The 18,540-nt window shown below is 42.0% G+C and carries 16 protein-coding genes and 2 pseudogenes; 8 read left to right on the forward strand and 10 right to left on the reverse strand.

Annotated elements, in window-relative coordinates; genetic code table 11:
- The first annotated feature begins 101 nt into the window (after positions 1–101).
- The 5 genes from ACOQOE_RS13420 (at position 102) to ACOQOE_RS13440 (ending at position 6,478) form a co-directional block, all read left to right on the forward strand.
- On the forward strand, positions 102–1,055 hold the full coding sequence (locus ACOQOE_RS13420; RefSeq protein ID WP_067863408.1) for a methylenetetrahydrofolate reductase: 954 nt from the start codon (positions 102–104) through the stop codon (positions 1,053–1,055).
- A gap of 230 nt (positions 1,056–1,285) precedes the next feature.
- On the forward strand, positions 1,286–2,029 hold the full coding sequence (locus ACOQOE_RS13425) for a TetR/AcrR family transcriptional regulator (protein WP_420554236.1): 744 nt from the start codon (positions 1,286–1,288) through the stop codon (positions 2,027–2,029).
- Between the two features lie 127 nt (positions 2,030–2,156).
- Positions 2,157–4,508 carry an efflux RND transporter permease subunit gene (locus ACOQOE_RS13430; protein WP_067863402.1) on the forward strand — a complete coding sequence of 784 codons (2,352 nt, stop codon included), beginning with the start codon at positions 2,157–2,159 and terminating at the stop codon, positions 4,506–4,508.
- Positions 4,483–5,280 carry an outer membrane lipoprotein-sorting protein gene (locus ACOQOE_RS13435; protein WP_067863399.1) on the forward strand — a complete coding sequence of 266 codons (798 nt, stop codon included), beginning with the start codon at positions 4,483–4,485 and terminating at the stop codon, positions 5,278–5,280. The genes ACOQOE_RS13430 and ACOQOE_RS13435 overlap by 26 nt, the downstream gene beginning before the upstream one ends.
- A 1-nt stretch (position 5,281) precedes the next feature.
- A complete protein-coding gene (locus ACOQOE_RS13440) occupies positions 5,282–6,478 on the forward strand; it encodes a hypothetical protein (protein ID WP_067863397.1) in 1,197 nt (398 codons plus the stop codon).
- 16 nt (positions 6,479–6,494) lie between these two features.
- Here the strand turns inward: ACOQOE_RS13440 and ACOQOE_RS13445 are convergent, their stop codons facing one another.
- The 3 genes from ACOQOE_RS13445 to ACOQOE_RS13455 all read right to left on the reverse strand — a co-directional run bounded on the left by ACOQOE_RS13445 (position 6,495) and on the right by ACOQOE_RS13455 (position 9,174).
- Positions 6,495–7,250, reverse strand: coding sequence for a retropepsin-like aspartic protease (locus tag ACOQOE_RS13445; protein ID WP_067863394.1), 756 nt, complete (start codon positions 7,248–7,250; stop codon positions 6,495–6,497).
- A 152-nt stretch (positions 7,251–7,402) separates the two neighbouring features.
- Positions 7,403–7,777 (reverse strand): translation initiation factor Sui1, encoded by a 375-nt coding sequence (locus ACOQOE_RS13450; protein WP_067863392.1) that lies wholly within the window; start codon positions 7,775–7,777, stop codon positions 7,403–7,405.
- Between the two features lie 77 nt (positions 7,778–7,854).
- Positions 7,855–9,174 carry a deoxyguanosinetriphosphate triphosphohydrolase gene (locus ACOQOE_RS13455; protein ID WP_420554237.1) on the reverse strand — a complete coding sequence of 440 codons (1,320 nt, stop codon included), beginning with the start codon at positions 9,172–9,174 and terminating at the stop codon, positions 7,855–7,857.
- A 142-nt stretch (positions 9,175–9,316) separates the two neighbouring features.
- Here ACOQOE_RS13455 and ACOQOE_RS13460 point away from each other — a divergent pair, with 142 nt between their 5' ends.
- Positions 9,317–10,057, forward strand: a complete 741-nt coding sequence (locus ACOQOE_RS13460; protein WP_067863386.1) for a spermidine synthase — start codon at positions 9,317–9,319, stop codon at positions 10,055–10,057.
- A 36-nt stretch (positions 10,058–10,093) separates the two neighbouring features.
- On the opposite strand, the gene ACOQOE_RS13465 is transcribed toward ACOQOE_RS13460, so the two are convergent.
- On the reverse strand, positions 10,094–11,512 hold the full coding sequence (locus tag ACOQOE_RS13465) for a PLP-dependent aminotransferase family protein (protein ID WP_067863383.1): 1,419 nt from the start codon (positions 11,510–11,512) through the stop codon (positions 10,094–10,096).
- Positions 11,513–11,713: 201 nt separating this feature from the next.
- Here ACOQOE_RS13465 and ACOQOE_RS13470 point away from each other — a divergent pair, with 201 nt between their 5' ends.
- Positions 11,714–12,139 (forward strand): hypothetical protein, encoded by a 426-nt coding sequence (locus ACOQOE_RS13470; RefSeq protein WP_067863380.1) that lies wholly within the window; start codon positions 11,714–11,716, stop codon positions 12,137–12,139.
- A 275-nt stretch (positions 12,140–12,414) separates the two neighbouring features.
- On the opposite strand, the pseudogene ACOQOE_RS13475 reads toward ACOQOE_RS13470, so the two are convergent.
- The 3 genes and pseudogenes from ACOQOE_RS13475 to ACOQOE_RS13485 form a co-directional block, all read right to left on the reverse strand.
- Positions 12,415–12,819, reverse strand: a pseudogene (locus ACOQOE_RS13475) (methyl-accepting chemotaxis protein).
- Positions 12,820–12,856: 37 nt separating this feature from the next.
- Positions 12,857–13,561 (reverse strand): methyl-accepting chemotaxis protein, encoded by a 705-nt coding sequence (locus ACOQOE_RS13480; protein WP_420555485.1) that lies wholly within the window; start codon positions 13,559–13,561, stop codon positions 12,857–12,859.
- Positions 13,562–14,020, reverse strand: a pseudogene (locus ACOQOE_RS13485) (cache domain-containing protein); the annotation flags it as partial.
- A gap of 461 nt (positions 14,021–14,481) precedes the next feature.
- Here ACOQOE_RS13485 and ACOQOE_RS13490 point away from each other — a divergent pair.
- Positions 14,482–15,048, forward strand: a complete 567-nt coding sequence (locus tag ACOQOE_RS13490; protein WP_067863377.1) for a peptidylprolyl isomerase — start codon at positions 14,482–14,484, stop codon at positions 15,046–15,048.
- Between the two features lie 99 nt (positions 15,049–15,147).
- Here ACOQOE_RS13490 and ACOQOE_RS13495 read toward each other — a convergent pair whose 3' ends face one another.
- From ACOQOE_RS13495 to ACOQOE_RS13505, 3 genes are all read right to left on the reverse strand, one after another.
- Positions 15,148–17,385, reverse strand: a complete 2,238-nt coding sequence (locus ACOQOE_RS13495; protein WP_420554238.1) for a heavy metal translocating P-type ATPase — start codon at positions 17,383–17,385, stop codon at positions 15,148–15,150.
- A 102-nt stretch (positions 17,386–17,487) separates the two neighbouring features.
- Positions 17,488–17,952, reverse strand: a complete 465-nt coding sequence (locus ACOQOE_RS13500) for a YiiD C-terminal domain-containing protein (RefSeq protein WP_067863371.1) — start codon at positions 17,950–17,952, stop codon at positions 17,488–17,490.
- Between the two features lie 18 nt (positions 17,953–17,970).
- The gene (locus tag ACOQOE_RS13505) at positions 17,971–18,528 is read right to left on the reverse strand and encodes a nitroreductase family protein (protein WP_067863368.1); all 558 of its coding nucleotides are present in this window, start codon (positions 18,526–18,528) and stop codon (positions 17,971–17,973) included.
- Positions 18,529–18,540 lie beyond the last annotated feature (12 nt).

Genomic DNA, 18,540 nt, shown 5'->3' on the forward strand with positions numbered 1-18,540 from the left:
CACTATCAGAGAAAATTTCATACGCTCAGCTAACTACATGAAAATAATTAATTGTTAGAATAGCCTACAATTAAAGCTTAGTAATAAAAGTAAAAAATACCATGAAACAGGATCTAAGAAGCAAATTTGCTGACAACAGTCGCGGAGTTTATCTCTTTGGCACCACTCCACCTAAAGCAACAACGACTGACGATGCTGCATCAGAGATCGCTGACAAGCTGCTCGGTCGCCTTCAGAATGTGGAGTTTGACGGCCTGATTGTTTATGACATTCAGGACGAAAGTAGCCGAATAGATATCCCTAGACCTTTCCCATATATGCGCACTTTAGATCCTCTCGCCTATTCTAAGCTGTTACGTGAAAAATCTGAAAAGCCAATTATCACTTATAAAAGTGTCTCTCAACGGGATAAACAGACATTTATTGAGTGGCTTGATAGCGCATGGAATGCCTACGGTGTTCGCGATACGGTATTGGTCGGCAGCCCCTCATCCGAAGGAGATATACAGCTCAGTTTAAATGATGCTTACGCCGCTATCGCAAAGCACCCTGCTGACTTTCAACTCGGTGGCGTTACCATTGCAGAACGTCATGCAGTCAAACACAATGAACATGAGCGCTTAATTAGTAAATCAGCGAATGGCTGCGAATTTTTCGTCTCTCAAGCGGTTTACAATGCCCAAGCTACTATTGATATGTTAAGCAGCTACGCACGTAAATGCCGCCAAGATGGCATTACACCTAAACGGGTTATTCTTACCTTCACTCCCTGCGGCAGCAGTAAAACATTAGAGTTTATGGAGTGGCTTGGCATTTCAGTCCCCGAGGCTACTAAATTTCGTATTATTGATGCGGAAAACCCACTACAAGAATCTACGCAAATTTGCCGTAATAATTTAGAGCAAATTTTAGAAGCGGTCATTCCACTCAATATTTCCATTGGTCTAAATATTGAGAGCTTAACTAACCGAAAAGAGGAGATTGATGCGTCTATACGTTTATTTAAACTCCTTAAGTCTATAGTGGATTTGAAGCTCGCTGAAGCGAACCTATAACCTCCCTCCACTCTCTCATCATGGCTGTTTTGTTTATCTTTTAATCTAAATAAAACAGCCCCATACCGACTCGTTATTCCCTCTTCATTTTCTCTCACAGCTATAAAATGGTGATTTTTTCAGCATCCCTCTGATGAACAGCAAGAATAGTTTGTTGCATTTTTAACGCTTGAAAAAAAAGCACGCCTAAGATATTTTGACGATTCGTCAACAATAATGAATCAAATTAAATGAGCAGCAAAAGCATTAATCATTGCGTATTAAAAGCACGCGAAGAAGAGATAATGGATACCGCCTTAGAGATCATTACAGCTCAAGGGATTGCTGGCCTAACGATTGATAAGGTGGCAGCTAAAATCCCCTATTCAAAAGGCACCATCTATAATCACTTTACTTGCAAAGAAGACTTGCTTACGGGCTTATGCAATAGAAGCGTTGAAAATTTATACAATCTCTTTTATCACGCCGCTTCATTTGATGGCTGTAGCCGTGAAAAAATTCTCGCTATAGGTTACGCCTATATGCTGCATGCGCTACTAAATCCTACCGAATTTATGCTAGTTATTTCGGCCAAGACCCCATCAATAGGTGAGAAATCGTCTGAAAAGCGTCGCGAAGAACATCTGCACCTTGAAGGCAAACTCCTTGAAAATATTCTACATGTAATATCAGAAGGCTTGACGAGTGGCGATTTTAAACTGCAAAGTCATCTAAGCCCCGCACAAGTGGCCTTTGCTCTCTGGTCGATGTGTTTTGGCACTATTGTTCTACTCCATGAATCCCTCGATAGATGCAGCGTTAGAACAGAGATGGAGCTAGAACGAGAGTTGATTAATCACGCTAACTTGATGCTTGATGGCTTGAACTGGAAACCTTATACCCAAGAGCATGACTGGGCTGGAACTCTTAAAAAATATAAAACCGAACTGTTTGCAGATGAAGTACGGCAATTAAAGCGACTACAAAACAAATAATAAAACGGTCTTTATATCGTTTTTATGGCATTAAAAATGACGAAACGTCACTTTTAAGTATTCAACCAACTTATAAAGTTGCCAATAGAGCAACATAATCCCTTGGAAAGGGTTCTGGAGAAGGGAAATGAAAGACCGTCTTTTCCGATTTGTGCTGGATCATCCAGTCTGGGTCATCTTAATTACTATAGTGTTTGTATTTGGCTCCGCTTATGGTGCTAAAAACTTAGTGTTTAAAAGCGATTACCGTGTATTTTTTAGTGAGGAAAATCCTCAACTAACAGCATTCGAGTCGATGCAAAAAATTTATAGTAAGAGTGATAATGTAGCATTTATTATTTCTCCCAATGATGGCGAAGTATTTACACCCAAAACACTTAAAGCGATTCAAGAACTCACTACCGAATCCTGGCAAGTACCCTTTTCCACGCGCGTAGATTCAATTACTAACTTCCAACATACATGGTCTGAAGAAGACGATATGTTTGTAGAAGATTTAGTTTTAGATGCTGACACCCTAACAAACGCAGATATGCCCCGTTTAAAAGAGATCGCAATTAACGAGCCTCTTTTACTGCATAAAATCATCTCACCTAAAAGCAATGTAAGCGTGGTGAATGTCACTGTACAACTACCCGGCATTAATCCAGTAGAAGAGATCCCACATGTAGTTTCTAAAATACGTGAGATAAAAACTCAATTTATTGAGAAAAACCCAGACATTACCGTTCACTTATCCGGCATGGTGATGATGAATAATAGCTTTGCTGAATCATCATTAAGCGACAACGCTATACTCGTACCGATTATGTTTGGCGTCGTCCTGTTAGGTATGATTTTTTTACTCCGTACCTTCAGCGGTACATTTGCCACTGTTGTCATCATCATTTTTACTATTGTTTCAACCATGGGATTAGCGGGACACACAGGCTTTTTCTTAACCGGTCCCTCTTCCACAACCCCCATAATGGTCCTCACTTTAGCCGTTGCCGATTGCATCCATATATTAACGACAATGTTTTATGAGATGCGCCAAGGGGTAGAGAAAAAACAAGCCATTCGAGACAGCCTTCGTATTAACTTCCAACCTATCTTCCTCACCAGTGTCACTACTGCTATAGGTTTCTTAAGCTTAAACTTTTCAGACTCACCACCGTTTAGAGACTTAGGAAATATGGTGGCTGCAGGCGTTATGTTGGCATTTATCTTCTCCATCACTTTGTTCCCAGCTATGTTAAGTTTATTGCCCCTTAAGGTTAAGGCAACCAAGGAAGGTAAGCTGGATTTCATGCACAAACTCGCAGGCTTTGTTGTTAACAACCGTAAAATACTGCTACCCAGCATGTCCGTTATTATGATCACTGTGATCCTATTTATGCCGCAAAACACACTCAACGATGACTTTGTTAAATACTTTGATACCAGTGTTCCATTTAGGCAAGCAACTGACTATATGCAGGAAAACCTGTCAGGTATGTCAACAATGGAAATCTCTATTGAGACAGGAGAATCAAGCGGTATAAACGATCCTAAGTTTCTTCGATCGGTCGGCGACTTAACCGAATGGCTGCGTACACAGCCTGAAACTGACCATGTCAGCTCTCTATCGGACATTATTAAACGCCTAAATAAAAATATGCATAGTGATGATCAAAACTTCTACGCCCTACCCGATGATCGTGAACTTTCTGCGCAATATTTACTTTTATATGAAATGTCACTGCCCTACGGCTTAGATCTCAACAATCAACTTAATGTGGATAAGTCATCCACGCGTGTTATCGCAACATTTCGCAATCTAACCAGTACTGAACAAATTGAAATTGAGGAGCGCATATATGCTTGGTTCAAAGCCCATGCCCCGACTTACCAAGTCGATATTGCCAGCCCCAATTTAATGTTCGCTCATATTGGACAGCGTAATATTAAAAGCATGTTATTAGGTACAACCGTTGCCCTGATCTTAATATCGCTTATTCTAGGTTTTGCGTTAAGGTCGGTTAAATTTGGATTGATTAGCCTTATTCCCAATATTGCGCCCGCCGCTATGGGCTTTGGTATCTGGTATTTTATTGATGGCCAAATCGGCTTAGCTTTATCTGTTGTCGCGGGTATGACCTTAGGGATCATTGTCGATGATACGGTACATTTCCTAAGCAAATACCTACATGCACGCCGTGAGCGTAACAAAGACCCTAAAGCCGCCGTAGAATATGCCTTTGCCAGTGTTGGCCGCGCATTATGGATCACCACATTTGTGCTGGTTGCTGGCTTTATGGTACTCGCCCAATCTAGTTTTAAATTAAATGCAGATATGGGTCTACTCACAGCCATTACTATTCTTATTGCCTTAATTGTCGATTTCTTATTTCTACCAGCGCTATTAATGAAACTGGATAAAAGCGACATCTCAACCACTGAAAATAATAGCAACCCTGCTGAAGGAGAACACAATGACTCTGTTAAAAAAATCGCTTAATTCAATCCTCGTATTAGGCCTAATAACGGCACCATTGATCGCTTCAGCGGAAACGCCTGAAGAGAAAGGCACGCGCATCGCCGTGGAAGCAAAAGCAAGCGATAAAGGCTGGCAAGATATGCAAGCCAGCATGAATATGATCCTTCGCAACAAACAGGGACAGGAAAGCGTTCGAGATATTCGCCTAAAATCATTAGAAATGGAGAATGATGGTGATAAAAGCCTATCAGTTTTTGATAAACCTAGGGATGTAAAAGGAACAGCATTCCTCAGTTTCTCTCACGCCATCGGTGCTGATGACCAGTGGTTATATCTACCTAAACTAAAACGGGTTAAACGTATCGCTTCTCGGAACAAGTCAGGTCCATTTATGGGTTCGGAATTTTCATACGAAGATTTATCCTCATTCGAAGTAGAAAAGTACACTTATAATTTTTTACGTGATGAGGCCTGCGAAGGGGGTACATGTTATGTGGTTGAACAGTTCCCTGTTGATAAAAATTCCGGTTATACCCGCCGTATCGCTTGGTTAGATCAAGCAGAATACCGCCCTTGGAAAATTGAGTTTTTTGATCGTAAAAATTCACTATTAAAAACACTCACTTACCATGAGTACAATGAGTACGAAGGTAAGCATTGGCGTCCGAACCTAATGAAAATGGTTAACCACCAATCAGGTAAAAGCACAGATCTAACCTATAGCGACTACCTATTTAAAGCCGGTTTAGATGATAACGATTTCAATAAAAACACCCTTAAACGGGCACGTTAATATGAACAGTAAGCGATTACTGCTAACCGCAGGGCTGTTAACAGCCCTGCCTACTCAAGCAGAAACCTTTTATGAGATGTCAGGTAAAGTGAGTGCTGAAGCACGTTACTTTTCCCAAGATGCCCAGTTCCAACATCAGGACTATAGCTCAAACTTATCTTTCTCAGTGGAGCCTGAATTTTATTGGGAATGGAATGATGGCATAGACAGTCTAACCTTCACCCCCTATCTGCGTGTCGATGGAAACGATAACGAACGGACCCACGGTGATATCCGTGAACTGAGCTGGATCCATATCGGTGAAGATTGGGAACTACGTATCGGTCTACGCAAAGTATTTTGGGGGGTAACCGAGTTTCAGCATCTGGTTGATGTTATTAACCAAACCGATAGCGTAGAAGATTTTGATGGCGAAGATAAACTAGGCCAACAGATGATCAACCTCTCTCTTGTTCGAGATTGGGGTATAGTCGATCTTTATCTTTTACCCGGCTTTAGAGAAAGAACCTTTTCCGGTGAAGATGGAAGATTGCGTTCAGGGCTTGTGGTCAATAGGGGTCAGGCCAGCTATGAATCTTCGGCGGGCGAACATCATTTAGATACCGCTATACGTTGGAGCCATACCTTAGGTGACTTTGATCTTGGTGCTTACTGGTTTCATGGTACTAACCGTGATCCAAAGCTTCTACTTAAGAATAGTAATGGCAACACCTACTTAGCACCTTACTATGAACAGATGGACCAAATAGGGTTTGATCTGCAAGCGACCATAGATAGTTGGTTATGGAAACTAGAAACCATTAACCGCGATACTAATAGCGAAAACTACTGGGCCGCCCAAGGTGGATTTGAGTATACCTTTTATGGCATTCAAGAAAGTGTCGCAGATCTCGGCGTATTAATGGAATATGGTTGGGATGAGCGTGGAGAAGATGCTGACGCCGCAGTTCAAAACGATCTCTTTCTGGGCGCCCGATTAACACTCAACGATGCAAGTAGCACAGAGATGCTGGCAGGCCTAAGCCACGACATTGATTATCACAGCGATAGTCTCATTATTGAAGCAAGCCGACGCTATGGTGACAACTGGAAACTCAGTTTAGATGGGCGTTTTTTTAGTAGCAACGATCCTATGGATCTAAGCTATAGCATTAAGCAAGATGATCATCTGCAATTAACGGTTGAACGTTACTTTTAATAACAGCCTGCCATGCTTACTCTGAAGCGGCGGTTTCATTCAGAAGCCGCTGCTCTAGTTTATCTAATGTTAACAGATCATCTTGGAGTTTTTTATACTTAGCTGGCGCCCAAATAATCTGTTGATTCTCTCTGTCTAACTCATACTGGGCGTTATATAGGAAGTCCATACCTAGTAAACCATGGCTACCGCCTGAATTCCCTTGATAATCGATAACCGCCGCAGACACATGGGGTATTTGATAGGGTCCTATATCGACACGATCAAAGTTCACCCGTTGGGTTTGCACAATACTTCCATTAGCTACTCGTGCAGCACCCGCCTCAATAAACTGTGCCCCTAGAGAACCTATTGCTGATTTATGTACAACCGTAAATGATGCACCCGTATCCATAACTAAATTCAGAGTGACTGAGCGAGCACCATAAACAAATTTAATCGGTAGCTGAATACGGTTCGAATGGAACGTAAAAGGCGTCACCCACTTTTTGATCGCGTCTTGTATCTTAGAGCGCTCAGCATTTACCTTTATCTGTAACTGTTTACGATCCCGTTCTCTAGACAGTTGCTGTAACGCTTGGCTAGAAAGTCGATCTTTTACCTCGTCTCGGGCGTCTAATTGGTCCCTATATTTTGCAGGCACTTTTGATAACCGGTCCACATAAACATTGCGTCCAGAATCATCTTTGTACTGATAGATTTTTGCTTCGCCAAACGTAGGTATAAATAAAAGTAAAAGCAAGACAGACCGTTTATACAATAGGCCAAACATTCAATCTACCTCGCTGTAATTTAAAACATACGTCACGGCGTTATGAGAAGAAATGTGAAAGCCCATTAAGCATAAATAAAACCACTACAGCCATAAACAACAAAGCAAAACGTAGCGCGATACACCGAGTACATATTTTTTTCTTCGCCATATTAGCCACCTGCTAACTTAACGGTAAAACCCTCTTTTTCCAAAACGGTTTTTAGTTTTTCTCGATGATCACCTTGGATCTCTATAACACTATCCTTCAATGCACCGCCGGTACCACAGACTTTTTTAAGTTTTTTCGCTAAGGCTTTTAGCTCCACATCCGCCAAGGGAACCCCTGTAATTGTGGTAACTCCTTTGCCTTTCCTACCTGAGGTTTCACGGCGAAGACGAACAATACCATCCAAACTGTCTAAACGTTGCTGATCGTTTAATGAGGCACAAATACACGCATCTACCGCCTCAGAACAGCCTGGGCACAGATCACCTTTTTCTGTTGAATATACCAAACCACTCAACTGATCTTTTAACGATGCCACGCCATTTTCCTTATCATTATTAAAAGCCCATTATAGGATAGTTACTCGTTTCGCACTAACCCGCTTTAATATAGTTACTAGCTTAAACCACCAATTTGACGGGCCAAATAGGTCGCATAATTGTCAGTCATGCCACTAATAAAATCTAACGCTCGCATATAAGCTTGATAGAGAGGAAGCTCCGGTTTTGGCGCATGTATACCCATCAAGCTGATAATTCTCTCACTACGATAACTAAGTTTCTCACCATCTAAGTGATGATTGTCATAAACCGCATGACAAAATGCTTCAAGTAGAATACCTAAAGTCGTGTAAGCCCCAACTTCAAGCTCAGCTTTTCGCGTATCTGGAAACACGCGTTCTTTTGCTAAGGCTTTAGCGGTATAAAGACCATCACGGACATCAGGGTCTCCATCACTCAGTAATTCACCTTGATACTCACCACGCATAATCTGTTGCTGATTATCCATATAAGCCTGCACTGCAGAAGAGACCATAAACTCCATCGCTTTGCCTCTTAAGGCAGAGATTTTACGTCGCGCAGATGCTTGAGAGGTAAAAATCTCATCATCAAATGAGGTATCCCCACAAAGCTGAAGAAGTATGGGTTTAATCTCATTAAAACTCAGTATATTAAGTTCTATCGCATCTTCTAGATCTACAATGGCATAACAAATATCATCAGCCGCTTCCATTAAGTAAGCTAAGGGGTGACGACACCAACGGTTTTCCCCTAAAGATACTAAACCTAATTCACGGCCTAACTTATTCAATATTTCTAGCTCAGTTAAGTAGGCACTAAACTTCCCTTTTGAGCCAGAATATTGAGCACTCCACGGATATTTGAGCAAAGCCCCCAAGGTTGGATAGGTTAACCGCAAACCGCCATCGAACAGATGATTCTCAATTCTAGTTACAACCCTTAACCCTTGCGCATTGCCTTCAAAGGTCATCAGATCTAGTCGCTCCTCTTGGCTTAAACTCTTGAGTAGTTCACTATCACCACGACGCTTAAACCAATCCCTTATTGCATACTCACCCGCATGACCAAAAGGTGGATTACCAATATCATGGGCAAGACAGGCTGACTGTACAATCATGCCAATATCATAAGCGGTGGCCCATTCGGGTAACTGATCCTGAATCTGCTCACCGACACGGATGCCTAAACTTCGCCCTAAACTGCCCACCTCAATAGAGTGGGTCAAACGTGTATGAATATGATCATTCAAAGCCATTGGATGCACTTGTGTTTTACGTCCTAAGCGCCGAAAAGCACTGGAGAAAATAATGCGATCATGATCTTTGTGGAAATGACTACGACCGATCTCCTCATCGGCAAGCTCCGCATGTCCATAACGTTTAGTTGTTAATAGACGTGGCCATTGCATCTCCATGCACAACTCTCCAAAAGAATGTTTAATATAAATTAGTTCGCTGCAACCCATTCTGTCGATCATCAAAGACAAAACTGAAGTAGCATAATAGTATAAGACCGCTATAGAATGCCCGCTCTACTCTAATCAAGCAAGGTGCCAAATGTTCATACATGGGAAAGAGATACATCGTAGCTATGATGAATATGGCGCAATACGCGTCATAGATGATGGCAACAAACGCTACCTTGCATTTGGTGATACCGATGAACAAAGTTGCTGGCTTAAAAGTGAACCTTTAGTGCCCCAACATGAATATGCGCGGGCGATGTTAATTGCACTGCTAATGACCGAGCCAAAACGTTGTATCACTTTGGGATTAGGTGCAGGTGCATTGAATAATTGCTTGCACCACCATTACCCAGAACTAAAACAACAGGTGATAGAACTCCGAGCTGATGTAATCCACACCGCCTATAAATACTTTCAATTACCCAGAAGTAAGCGTTTAGAACTTATTAATATGGATGCTTACGACTTTTTGCATGATGAGCACAAACGCAAAGTTGATATAATCTTTAGCGATATATACAGCGAAGAAGGCTTAGATGCTAAACAACTCTCTCCAGAATATTTAACTGCTGCCCACTCATTACTAAAAGAGGACGGTTGGCTGGTGCTTAATTGCTGGAAAGAGCATCAATCCGGTGACTGCCTTGATATATTAAGAGGGCTCTTTACCGATATCAGAGGCTGCACCACCAGCTGTGGGAACTGGATCATTTTCGCTGGTAAATTGGAGTGTTCACTCACCAGTAAGGAGCTAAAGCATCAGGCGAAAGCACTTAACTTAAAACTAGGTTTCTCTTTATCTTCCTCATTAAGCCGGCTCAAACAGTATTAAATAGAAACAAGTCGGCTAGCCTTATGCCAAAACAGATCACCCTACAGCAAGTAACTCCCGTATCTGTTTTGCCATAAGTTTTACCGCCTGCGTCACTGATTCATCTGGTTTTTTAGCAAAACTTAAACGCATACAATTTCTATATTTACCTGAAGCAGAAAAAATCACCCCAGGTGCAATACTAATGTTATGTTCTTCTAAGCATTTATTGAGCTTAATAGTATCGACCTCAATAGGTAACTCAACCCACAGCAAATAACCACCTTCTGGATAACTAATACGCGTCCCTTCAGGGAAATTTATTTTAACAAGATCAATCATCAAATCACGGGCCTGTTGATACTGAGCGCGCATAATTCTCATATGACGCTCATAGCCTCCCTGCGCAATAAACTCTGCCACAGCGGCCTGCTGGATCGGTGGATTACTCACGGTTGATACAAACTTTTTATGCAGCACTCTTTCAGTACATTGCCCAGGGGCTACCCAACCTAAACGTAGTCCGTAAGCCAATGTTTTTGAAAATGATGAGCATAAAAGTACACGCCCCTCTTCATCAAAAGATTTAATTGTGCGTGGTCGCGGTGATTTGTAAAACAAGTCACCATAAATATCATCTTCGATAATAGGTAGGTCAAACTGCTGCGCTAATCGCAATAAGGCCTTTCGCCGATCTTCCGGCATTGTATAGCCTAGTGGGTTATTGCAGGTAGGCGTTACCTGAATTGCTTTGATCGGCCATTGATCTAACGCCAGCTCCAGCGCTTCTAAACTAATACCCGTTTCAGGATGAGTAGGTATTTCTAACGCCTTTAAACCCAACGCTTTAATCGCTTGCGTAGAACCATAAAAACTAGGTGAATCTGTTGCCACTACATCACCAGGATTCGTGGTTGCTCGCAAACTACAAACCAATGCTTCCTGACAACCCGTTGTGATAATAATCTCATCGGGATGTAACTGGCACCCTGAATCTAAAGTAAGGCGGGCGATCTGTTTCCTTAGCTTTTCAGAGCCCCGTAGATCACAATAGTTTATAAAAGCATCTCCCCCCTGCTTTGCAGAATCCACCAATGCCTTTTTTAATAGCTTAAGCGTCGGTGAACTGACATCAGGCATCGCGGTTCCCAATGCGAGATGTCCATTTCCCTTCTCTGTATTTAACAGATGATAAACCTGCTCCCAATGAGAGACCTCTAGTGGTCTTTGTGCTGGACGGCTAATTTCTGGCAGTGTCGGCGCAACTGAACGACCTTGTACGTAATAACCTGATTTAGGTTTAACCTCAACAAGACCTCGTTCTTCTAAACGTTGATAAGCTTCTTGAACCGTTGAGATGCTAACGCCACGCTCTTTACTCAAAATACGTATAGAAGGCATTTTGCTACCCGCGGGATAATACCCTTGCTCAATACGCAAACTTAATTCTTCCAACAACTGCTCATACAGTTTCACCGCTAAACACCATTACACTTCAATTAAGTGGTACAGATATTGATTTATAATACATTACAGTTAAAAAAAAACAAATCTGTATACGAATAATTAGATAATTCTAAATCTGTAACCAAAAATCAATCTAATTTATTCTAACAATCTAAATTAATTACAGATCTGTAATGATAAAGATAGCAAATAGATATACGGAGGCGGGTCATGCTTAATTTCAAAAAAGGAGTTGTACTAATACTAGGAAGCTATCTATTAAATGGTTGTGACAGCAACTACCACTTATTTGACGGGTTATCAGGCTATAAGTTTTCACCCCTCACCTCGACTAGTTTTTCCGTCCAATACTATGGTAATGAAAAAAGCAGCTTAAAAGATGTAACAGCCATGTGGCATCACAAGGCTCGCGAATTATGTAAAGGTGGGGCTTATACCCATAAGCTACTTCCACCAACACAGCAAGACAGTTCAAATAAAAGCTTAGATAGTAGTTTTCTTCCAAAAGATGATAATTACTATTTACTGGAAGGCACAATAAACTGCTTAGCACCAAACCATACTAAAGATCAGAATCGTTTACTTAGCGAACACCTTCCCGCCAATCAACTTGTAGGCGGGCGTACCACGAATTAATGCTTCACGAGCAAACAGCCTATTACAGCTAGGGCATACACAAGGGGTAGTTGTATAATCTTCATTAATCCGTTCTTTGAAGCATTTTACCAACGCCCCTTTTCCTCCCTTTCGGTAATTAAAAAGACGCGTTCGACACTGACTGCAATACACATTAACCGTTGTTGATGGACCCTTTTTATTTGGTTTTGCCATAATATAAACAGCGTCCTTATTTAATAATACAAATAAAAAAGCGAACAGAATTGTTCGCTTTTAGCACTACAAAAATAAGATTAGACTTTAAATTGATTAACCAAAGTGCTTAAACGTACCTCTAACTGGGATACCTCACTTGTCGTCTCTGACAATTGATCAGCAGTACTACTAGCCCTCTCAGAAATATCAGCAATATGCTGGATACTGCGCCCCAACTCGTCGGCAACAGCCGTTTGTTCCTCTGCCGCAGTCGCAATCTGTGTACTCATTGCACTAATTTGGCTAACCGATGCCGTGATACTCTCCAACTGAGATCCCGTATTAGTCGCTTTCACTACCGTTTGATCTGTTTGTATGCGACTCTTTTCCATCTCTTGTACCGCTTGTCGTGCACCAGACTGCAGTTTCTCGATCATGGACTGTATCTCATCAGTACTCTGCTACGTACGGTTTGCCAATGTACGTACTTCATCGGCCACCACAGAGAAGCCTCCCCCTTGGTCTCCCGCTCGTGCAGCCTCAATAGCCGCATTCAAAGTTTGTTTGATCCGCAATATCTTTAATTACATTAACAACAGTGCCTATATGTTCAGCATCACAATCCAACTGGGTGATAACATCTGAAGCGGCATTGACTCCCCCTTGCAATAACTGGATAGACACTACCGTTTCATTCACTACCTTTTGCCCACCTTGGGCAAACTCATCAGCTTCTTGAACTGAGTGTGATGTATTAGTGGCATTCATAGATACCTCCTGAACAGCGGCAGCCATCTCATGAATAGCCGCGGCTACTTGCTCTGTTTCTTGGCGTTGTTCATTCACCTCAGTCCGCGTCTCATCTACAACACTGGTCATGCAATGGGAAGTACGAGAAAGCTCCTCAACAACACTTTTAACTTCACTCACTAAGAGTTGGATTTTGGCCGCAAACGCATTAAAACCATAAGCGACATCTCCAACCTCTCCTTTAACCGATGTATCCAGGCGTTTGCTTAGATCACCTTCTCCTTCACCTATACCTTTTAATGCTTCCGCTGCTACAGCAAGGGGGTTAGCAATATTATTCGCAAACATAATAGACATCACACCGAAAACCACCACTAAACCCGCGCCCACTAACAGAAACACCATCATTATATGGTTAATATCCTCTTCTAAAGTTTGCTGCGCGACTGCTATTTGATCGTCGATATCATCAACATAGAAGCCCGTACCTATCATCCACTGCCACTTATCAAGGCCCTTGGCATAACTCAGCTTTGGCATATCCGCTTTTTTAGATGGTTTCGCCCAAACATATTCAACAAAGCCACCGCCTTTTTTGGCCTGTTCAATCAGATCCTTAACAATAAAAACACCATTTTTATCTTTAAGACCCATTAACTTTTAGCCTTTCAATTCAGGCTTAGGACGGATTGCTAAATTAGTCCCATCATATTTATAAACAAACACATAGCCATCATTTTTTTCACCATAAGCCAATTTAGTAATGATATCTAAAGCTTGATCTTCAGCTGTTTGATCATCAGCAGAAGACTGATCATAAATGTGCTTTATTGACGATAGAGCAAGATCGACATAGCCCTCTAAGGCATCTTTTTTATCCGCCAACAGCTGCGAACGAAATACCTCAATTTGATGTTCACCAAACTCCCTTAACTGTATATTGGCCACAAACATTACAATACTTAATACCGTAAGAAGAGGCACCAGCGTTAACAGAAGTATTTTCTGTTTAACGTCACATTTACCATGATTTGAATTACTCCACCGTTCGCACTACGCACAAGAGACAATGGCCAAAATAAGCCATTAACCTCAAAATATACCCAGATTTTATAGTTTTAATTGTTAAAAAGACCTGTTCTTAAGCGTCATCAATCCTATCCCCAACAGATATCCATATTCACACTCTCGTTCATAAAAGTATAGATCAGATAAAACTGACCGACGCTGAGCTTTCTTGATACAAGTAGCCTCGCCTCCTTTTAAAGTAGGCGCCTCCTGTACTTAAATGATATTCTTTTTATAGACTTGCACAACTAGAACCACAAACAGCACTGAAAATTTCCCTACCCAGGGCAAAGAATAAACGGTAGATTTAGCGTCTATACGTATAAATAAAAACTAATGGACCTCTTATGTTTAAAAAGATTTTGCTAACCATCATTTTACCTATCTTATTTATCTCACCTGCATTCGCCGAAGGTGACAATCCTAAGGTTATTATGCAAACCAATTTAGGTAATATAACCATTGAGTTATTTCCTAATGAGTCTCCTGAAACAGTCGAAAATTTCCTAAACTATGTGGATAGTGGATATTACGAAGGCACGATTTTTCATCGCGTCATCGCAGGATTTATGATTCAAGGTGGCGGCTTTACACAAGAGATGGAAAAGAAAGAAACTCAAGAAGCAGTCAAGAATGAGTCTAAAAATGGCTTAAGTAATACACTAGGCACGATCGCTATGGCGCGTACAAACTACCCCCATAGCGCAACTTCCCAGTTTTTTATAAACACAGTCAACAACAGAAATTTAGATGCAAGAGGTAACCGCTTTGGCTATACCGTTTTTGGTAAAGTAACCGATGGCATGGACTTAGCGATTCAAATAAGTCGTGCACCTAGAACAGAAAAAAGCGGTCATAGGGACGTACCAAAGTCCCCTATTATAATAGAAAAAATTAGCCGCATCGGCGAATAAACAAACTCTGTATTGAGTCTTACTAAGATCTTATGCTCTCGCTTATTCTGGTAACAGATTTTTTTATAGTAAGACTCAATCCCCTTTAGCTATCTAAATTTAACCATCTATTTTAAGCCACCTAAGTCGATTGGCATTACTAACAACGGTAATGGACGACATCGCCATCGCAGCTCCAGCAATCGCCGGATTTAATAACACTCCGATAAAAGGAAATAGCACGCCTGCAGCGATAGGAATCGCTACCGCATTGTAAACAAACGCACCAAACAAATTCTGTTTGATATTTTTCACCGTGGCTTTAGAGATTGACATCGCTTTAGAGACACTCGATATAGACCCTGAAATCAACGTTACATCCGCGCTCGCAATTGCTATATCAGACCCAGTACCAATCGCATAGCCCAAATCAGCTTGAGCTAATGCAGGTGCATCATTAACACCATCTCCAACCATAGCCACAACCTCTCCTTGTGCTTGAAGGTCTTTAATAACCTCCTGCTTTTGCTCAGGTTTAACATCTGCAATCACTCGCTCGATTCCCACTTCGAGAGCAATAGCTTCTGCCGTAAGTTGGTTATCCCCTGATAATAGAATGATATTCAGGCCTGCTTTTTTTAGCTTTTCGATAGCCGATTTAGAATCACTTTTGACCTGATCAGCAATAGCCAATAAAGCGATCAACTCCTTATCACAAGCAACATATACTAAGGACTTCGCTTCTGATGCCCATTGCTGAGCTTGGGGTAAAACCTCCTCACAACGAACACCCTGCTCAGCCATAAGAGCGGCATTCCCCATAACCCAATGTTTATCCGCTACACAAGCAGAAAGCCCTAAGCCAGAGAGGCTTTCAAACGATTCAACACTGAGGTTTTCACCACTATGATCTAACGTCATCTGCATATGAGTGCATATGGCTGCTGCAAGAGGATGTTCAGAGCGAGACTGTATCGCTAAAATTGCTTGACGGACTTGGCTAATGTTTCGACTATCACAAATATACTGTTGATCAGTAACTACAGGCTTACCTTCTGTCACTGTACCTGTTTTATCAAATACGACCGTTGTTACTCGTTCAGCCAATTGCAACGCATCTGCATTTCGAATCAAAACCCCTTCACTTGCTGCCCGTCCTACTGCCACCATGACCGACATAGGTGTTGCTAATCCCAAAGCGCAAGGGCAAGCAATAATCAAAACAGTCATCATCGTAATGACTGCGTAGGTTAATTGAGGCTCAGGCCCCCAAAAGAACCAAATACAGGCGGTCAACACTGCAAACAACATCACAGAAGGCACAAAGAAAGAGGCAATCTTATCGGCCAGTTTACCTAGCTCTGGCTTACAGTTTTGCGCATCCCTGACCGATTCAATAATTTGAGCCAATACGGTTTGGGAGCCAACCTTCTCCACCTTCATTAGTAAACTACCAGAACCATTGAGCGTTCCGCCCACCAGCGGCTCTCCCTCAAGCTTATGCACCGGTTCAGATTCCCCCGTCAGCATCGACTCATCTATATAACTTTCACCTGACACTACTACGCCATCAACAGGAATGCTTTCACCGGGACGCACTCGCACTAGATCTTGTAGCGAGAGTAATTCAATGGCGACCTCCTGTTCATCATCACCGCGTATCCGTAATGCAGTACTCGGTTGAAGCTGCATTAAACTACGCACAGCATCACCGGTTTTCTTTCTCGCTTTTGCTTCGAGTGCTTGCCCTAATAAGATAAAACCCAAAATCATAACTGAAGCTTCGTAATAGAGATGGGTCGCAGGTTCAGGAAGAACAACGCCAAATAGGGAGACTAAAACAATCCCTGTGGAATAAAACCAAGCGGCACCTGTTCCAAGTGCAATTAAACTATCCATATTGAAATTTAACTTAAGTGCAGACCGCCAAGCACCTTTATAAATATGGCTTGCACAGGCAAACATGATCACAAGTGATAATAAGCAGGTGATAACACCCAACAAAATCCCACTGGTTTGATTAATAGGTGGCACCCAGCCAAGCCACATCTGAACCATTAACAAAGCCCCAAAACCTAAAGCAACAAGGCTACGTATCAACGTTGTTCGGTAATGCTGCTGCTCAGCTAGCTGAACTTTCTCTAAACTATCCGAGTCCGTTATCTCTATCGCACCATAACCAATTTCCTCTACCGTGCTGATGATCTGCTCAACAGGTTCCATAGAAGAGACCGTTAAACTACGATCCGCAAAATTCACCGAAAAGTCATCGATCGCTCTGCTCGCAGTTAAACCCTTTTCCAAAGAACGGACGCAGCCAGCACACTTAACACCTTGTAACGAGAAGCGGTATATCATGATGGTATCCAATAAATAGAAACTAAATAGAAGTACTAACCACTCAGCACTAAGTGGTTAGTTTGTATTAAAGGACAAGACTAGGTAGGGATATTATTTATATTAACGTCTTTTTTCTAAAGCAACATAACTACCCGTCAAACGCATAGCGATCTTATCATCCTGCTTAATGTCGATAATAAGATCCATTCTAGCGCGCCCTTTTTCTAACATTTTCCGATAAAACAGGCTAACAGCCCCCTCATCAGGCAAAGAGGTAATCGCTGTAAAATCTGCGGTAATTGGCAGAAAGTACTCTATATGACTATCGCGGATGACAACATCATCATCCCGCCCCTGAGACTTGAGGTAAAGAGTAACGATGCTCCAACCACACAAGGTTGCCACCGTTGCTAAAGACCCGCCAAAACCAGTGCCTTTATCATTCACATTAGGCGCAAGAGAGGCTTTCATTTCTAGCCTTGATCCATCCCATTTGAGAGGAAAAAGTCCCAAATGATTAATCAATGGAATTTGGCCCCTCAACTTAATAAGGAACTCTTCTGCTATTTGATTATAATCTGTCAAAAATGGCTGCCTTTCACTTTACCCATGCCAATCAGTGGCATAAAGTTCCTGATCATGCTGAGGTGGGTTGCGTAATTTTTTAGCCGTACCTAAATAGATGTAACCAATAATGGTTTCTTCTTCCTTAACACCTAAACCTGATTTAACAAGCGGATGATAAGCCATCTCACCGGTACGCCACATTGCCCCGATACCTTGAGCATGGGCCGCTAAGATAATATTTTGTGCTGCACATCCTGCCGAAACCTCTTGTTCAAGCTGAGGCACTTTAGGGTGATCAGATACCGCCGCTATGACGACAATCAAAGTAGGTGCGCGCAATGGCATCTTGCGTGTTTTCTCTTGACGCTCTTGAGCTAACTCAGAGTTATCAGCTAACGCCGCTTGTAAAAATAATTCACCCAAACGCTCACGGGAAGGCCCTGTGACTGTTAAAAAACGCCAAGGTCTAATCGCGCCATGATCCGGTGCTCTAAGCGCCGCTTGGTAGATATTATCGAGCTGCGCTTTAGTTGGCCCTGGTTCAGCCAAGGCGGGACAAGATACACGGTTATGTAAGAGTTCTAATGCATCCATAAACAGCTCCAG

It is taken from the genome of Neptuniibacter marinus, from assembly GCF_965223595.1.
GTDB classification, from domain to species: domain Bacteria; phylum Pseudomonadota; class Gammaproteobacteria; order Pseudomonadales; family Balneatricaceae; genus Neptuniibacter; species Neptuniibacter marinus.

Bases quoted from the DNA above. Each gene is read 5' to 3' on its own strand.
- ACOQOE_RS13430 (WP_067863402.1), top strand. From the start codon at position 2,157: ATGAAAGACCGTCTTTTCCGATTTGTGCTGGATCATCCAGTCTGGGTC.
- ACOQOE_RS13480 (WP_420555485.1), bottom strand. From the start codon at position 13,561: ATGATAGGTACGGGCTTCTATGTTGATGATATCGACGATCAAATAGCA.
- ACOQOE_RS13455 (WP_420554237.1), bottom strand. From the start codon at position 9,174: ATGGAGATGCAATGGCCACGTCTATTAACAACTAAACGTTATGGACAT.
- ACOQOE_RS13460 (WP_067863386.1), top strand. From the start codon at position 9,317: ATGTTCATACATGGGAAAGAGATACATCGTAGCTATGATGAATATGGC.
- ACOQOE_RS13425 (WP_420554236.1), top strand. From the start codon at position 1,286: ATGAGCAGCAAAAGCATTAATCATTGCGTATTAAAAGCACGCGAAGAA.
- ACOQOE_RS13470 (WP_067863380.1), top strand. From the start codon at position 11,714: ATGCTTAATTTCAAAAAAGGAGTTGTACTAATACTAGGAAGCTATCTA.
- ACOQOE_RS13495 (WP_420554238.1), bottom strand. From the start codon at position 17,385: ATGATATACCGCTTCTCGTTACAAGGTGTTAAGTGTGCTGGCTGCGTC.
- ACOQOE_RS13490 (WP_067863377.1), top strand. From the start codon at position 14,482: ATGTTTAAAAAGATTTTGCTAACCATCATTTTACCTATCTTATTTATC.
- ACOQOE_RS13445 (WP_067863394.1), bottom strand. From the start codon at position 7,250: ATGTTTGGCCTATTGTATAAACGGTCTGTCTTGCTTTTACTTTTATTT.
- ACOQOE_RS13435 (WP_067863399.1), top strand. From the start codon at position 4,483: ATGACTCTGTTAAAAAAATCGCTTAATTCAATCCTCGTATTAGGCCTA.
- ACOQOE_RS13505 (WP_067863368.1), bottom strand. From the start codon at position 18,528: ATGGATGCATTAGAACTCTTACATAACCGTGTATCTTGTCCCGCCTTG.
- ACOQOE_RS13420 (WP_067863408.1), top strand. From the start codon at position 102: ATGAAACAGGATCTAAGAAGCAAATTTGCTGACAACAGTCGCGGAGTT.
- ACOQOE_RS13440 (WP_067863397.1), top strand. From the start codon at position 5,282: ATGAACAGTAAGCGATTACTGCTAACCGCAGGGCTGTTAACAGCCCTG.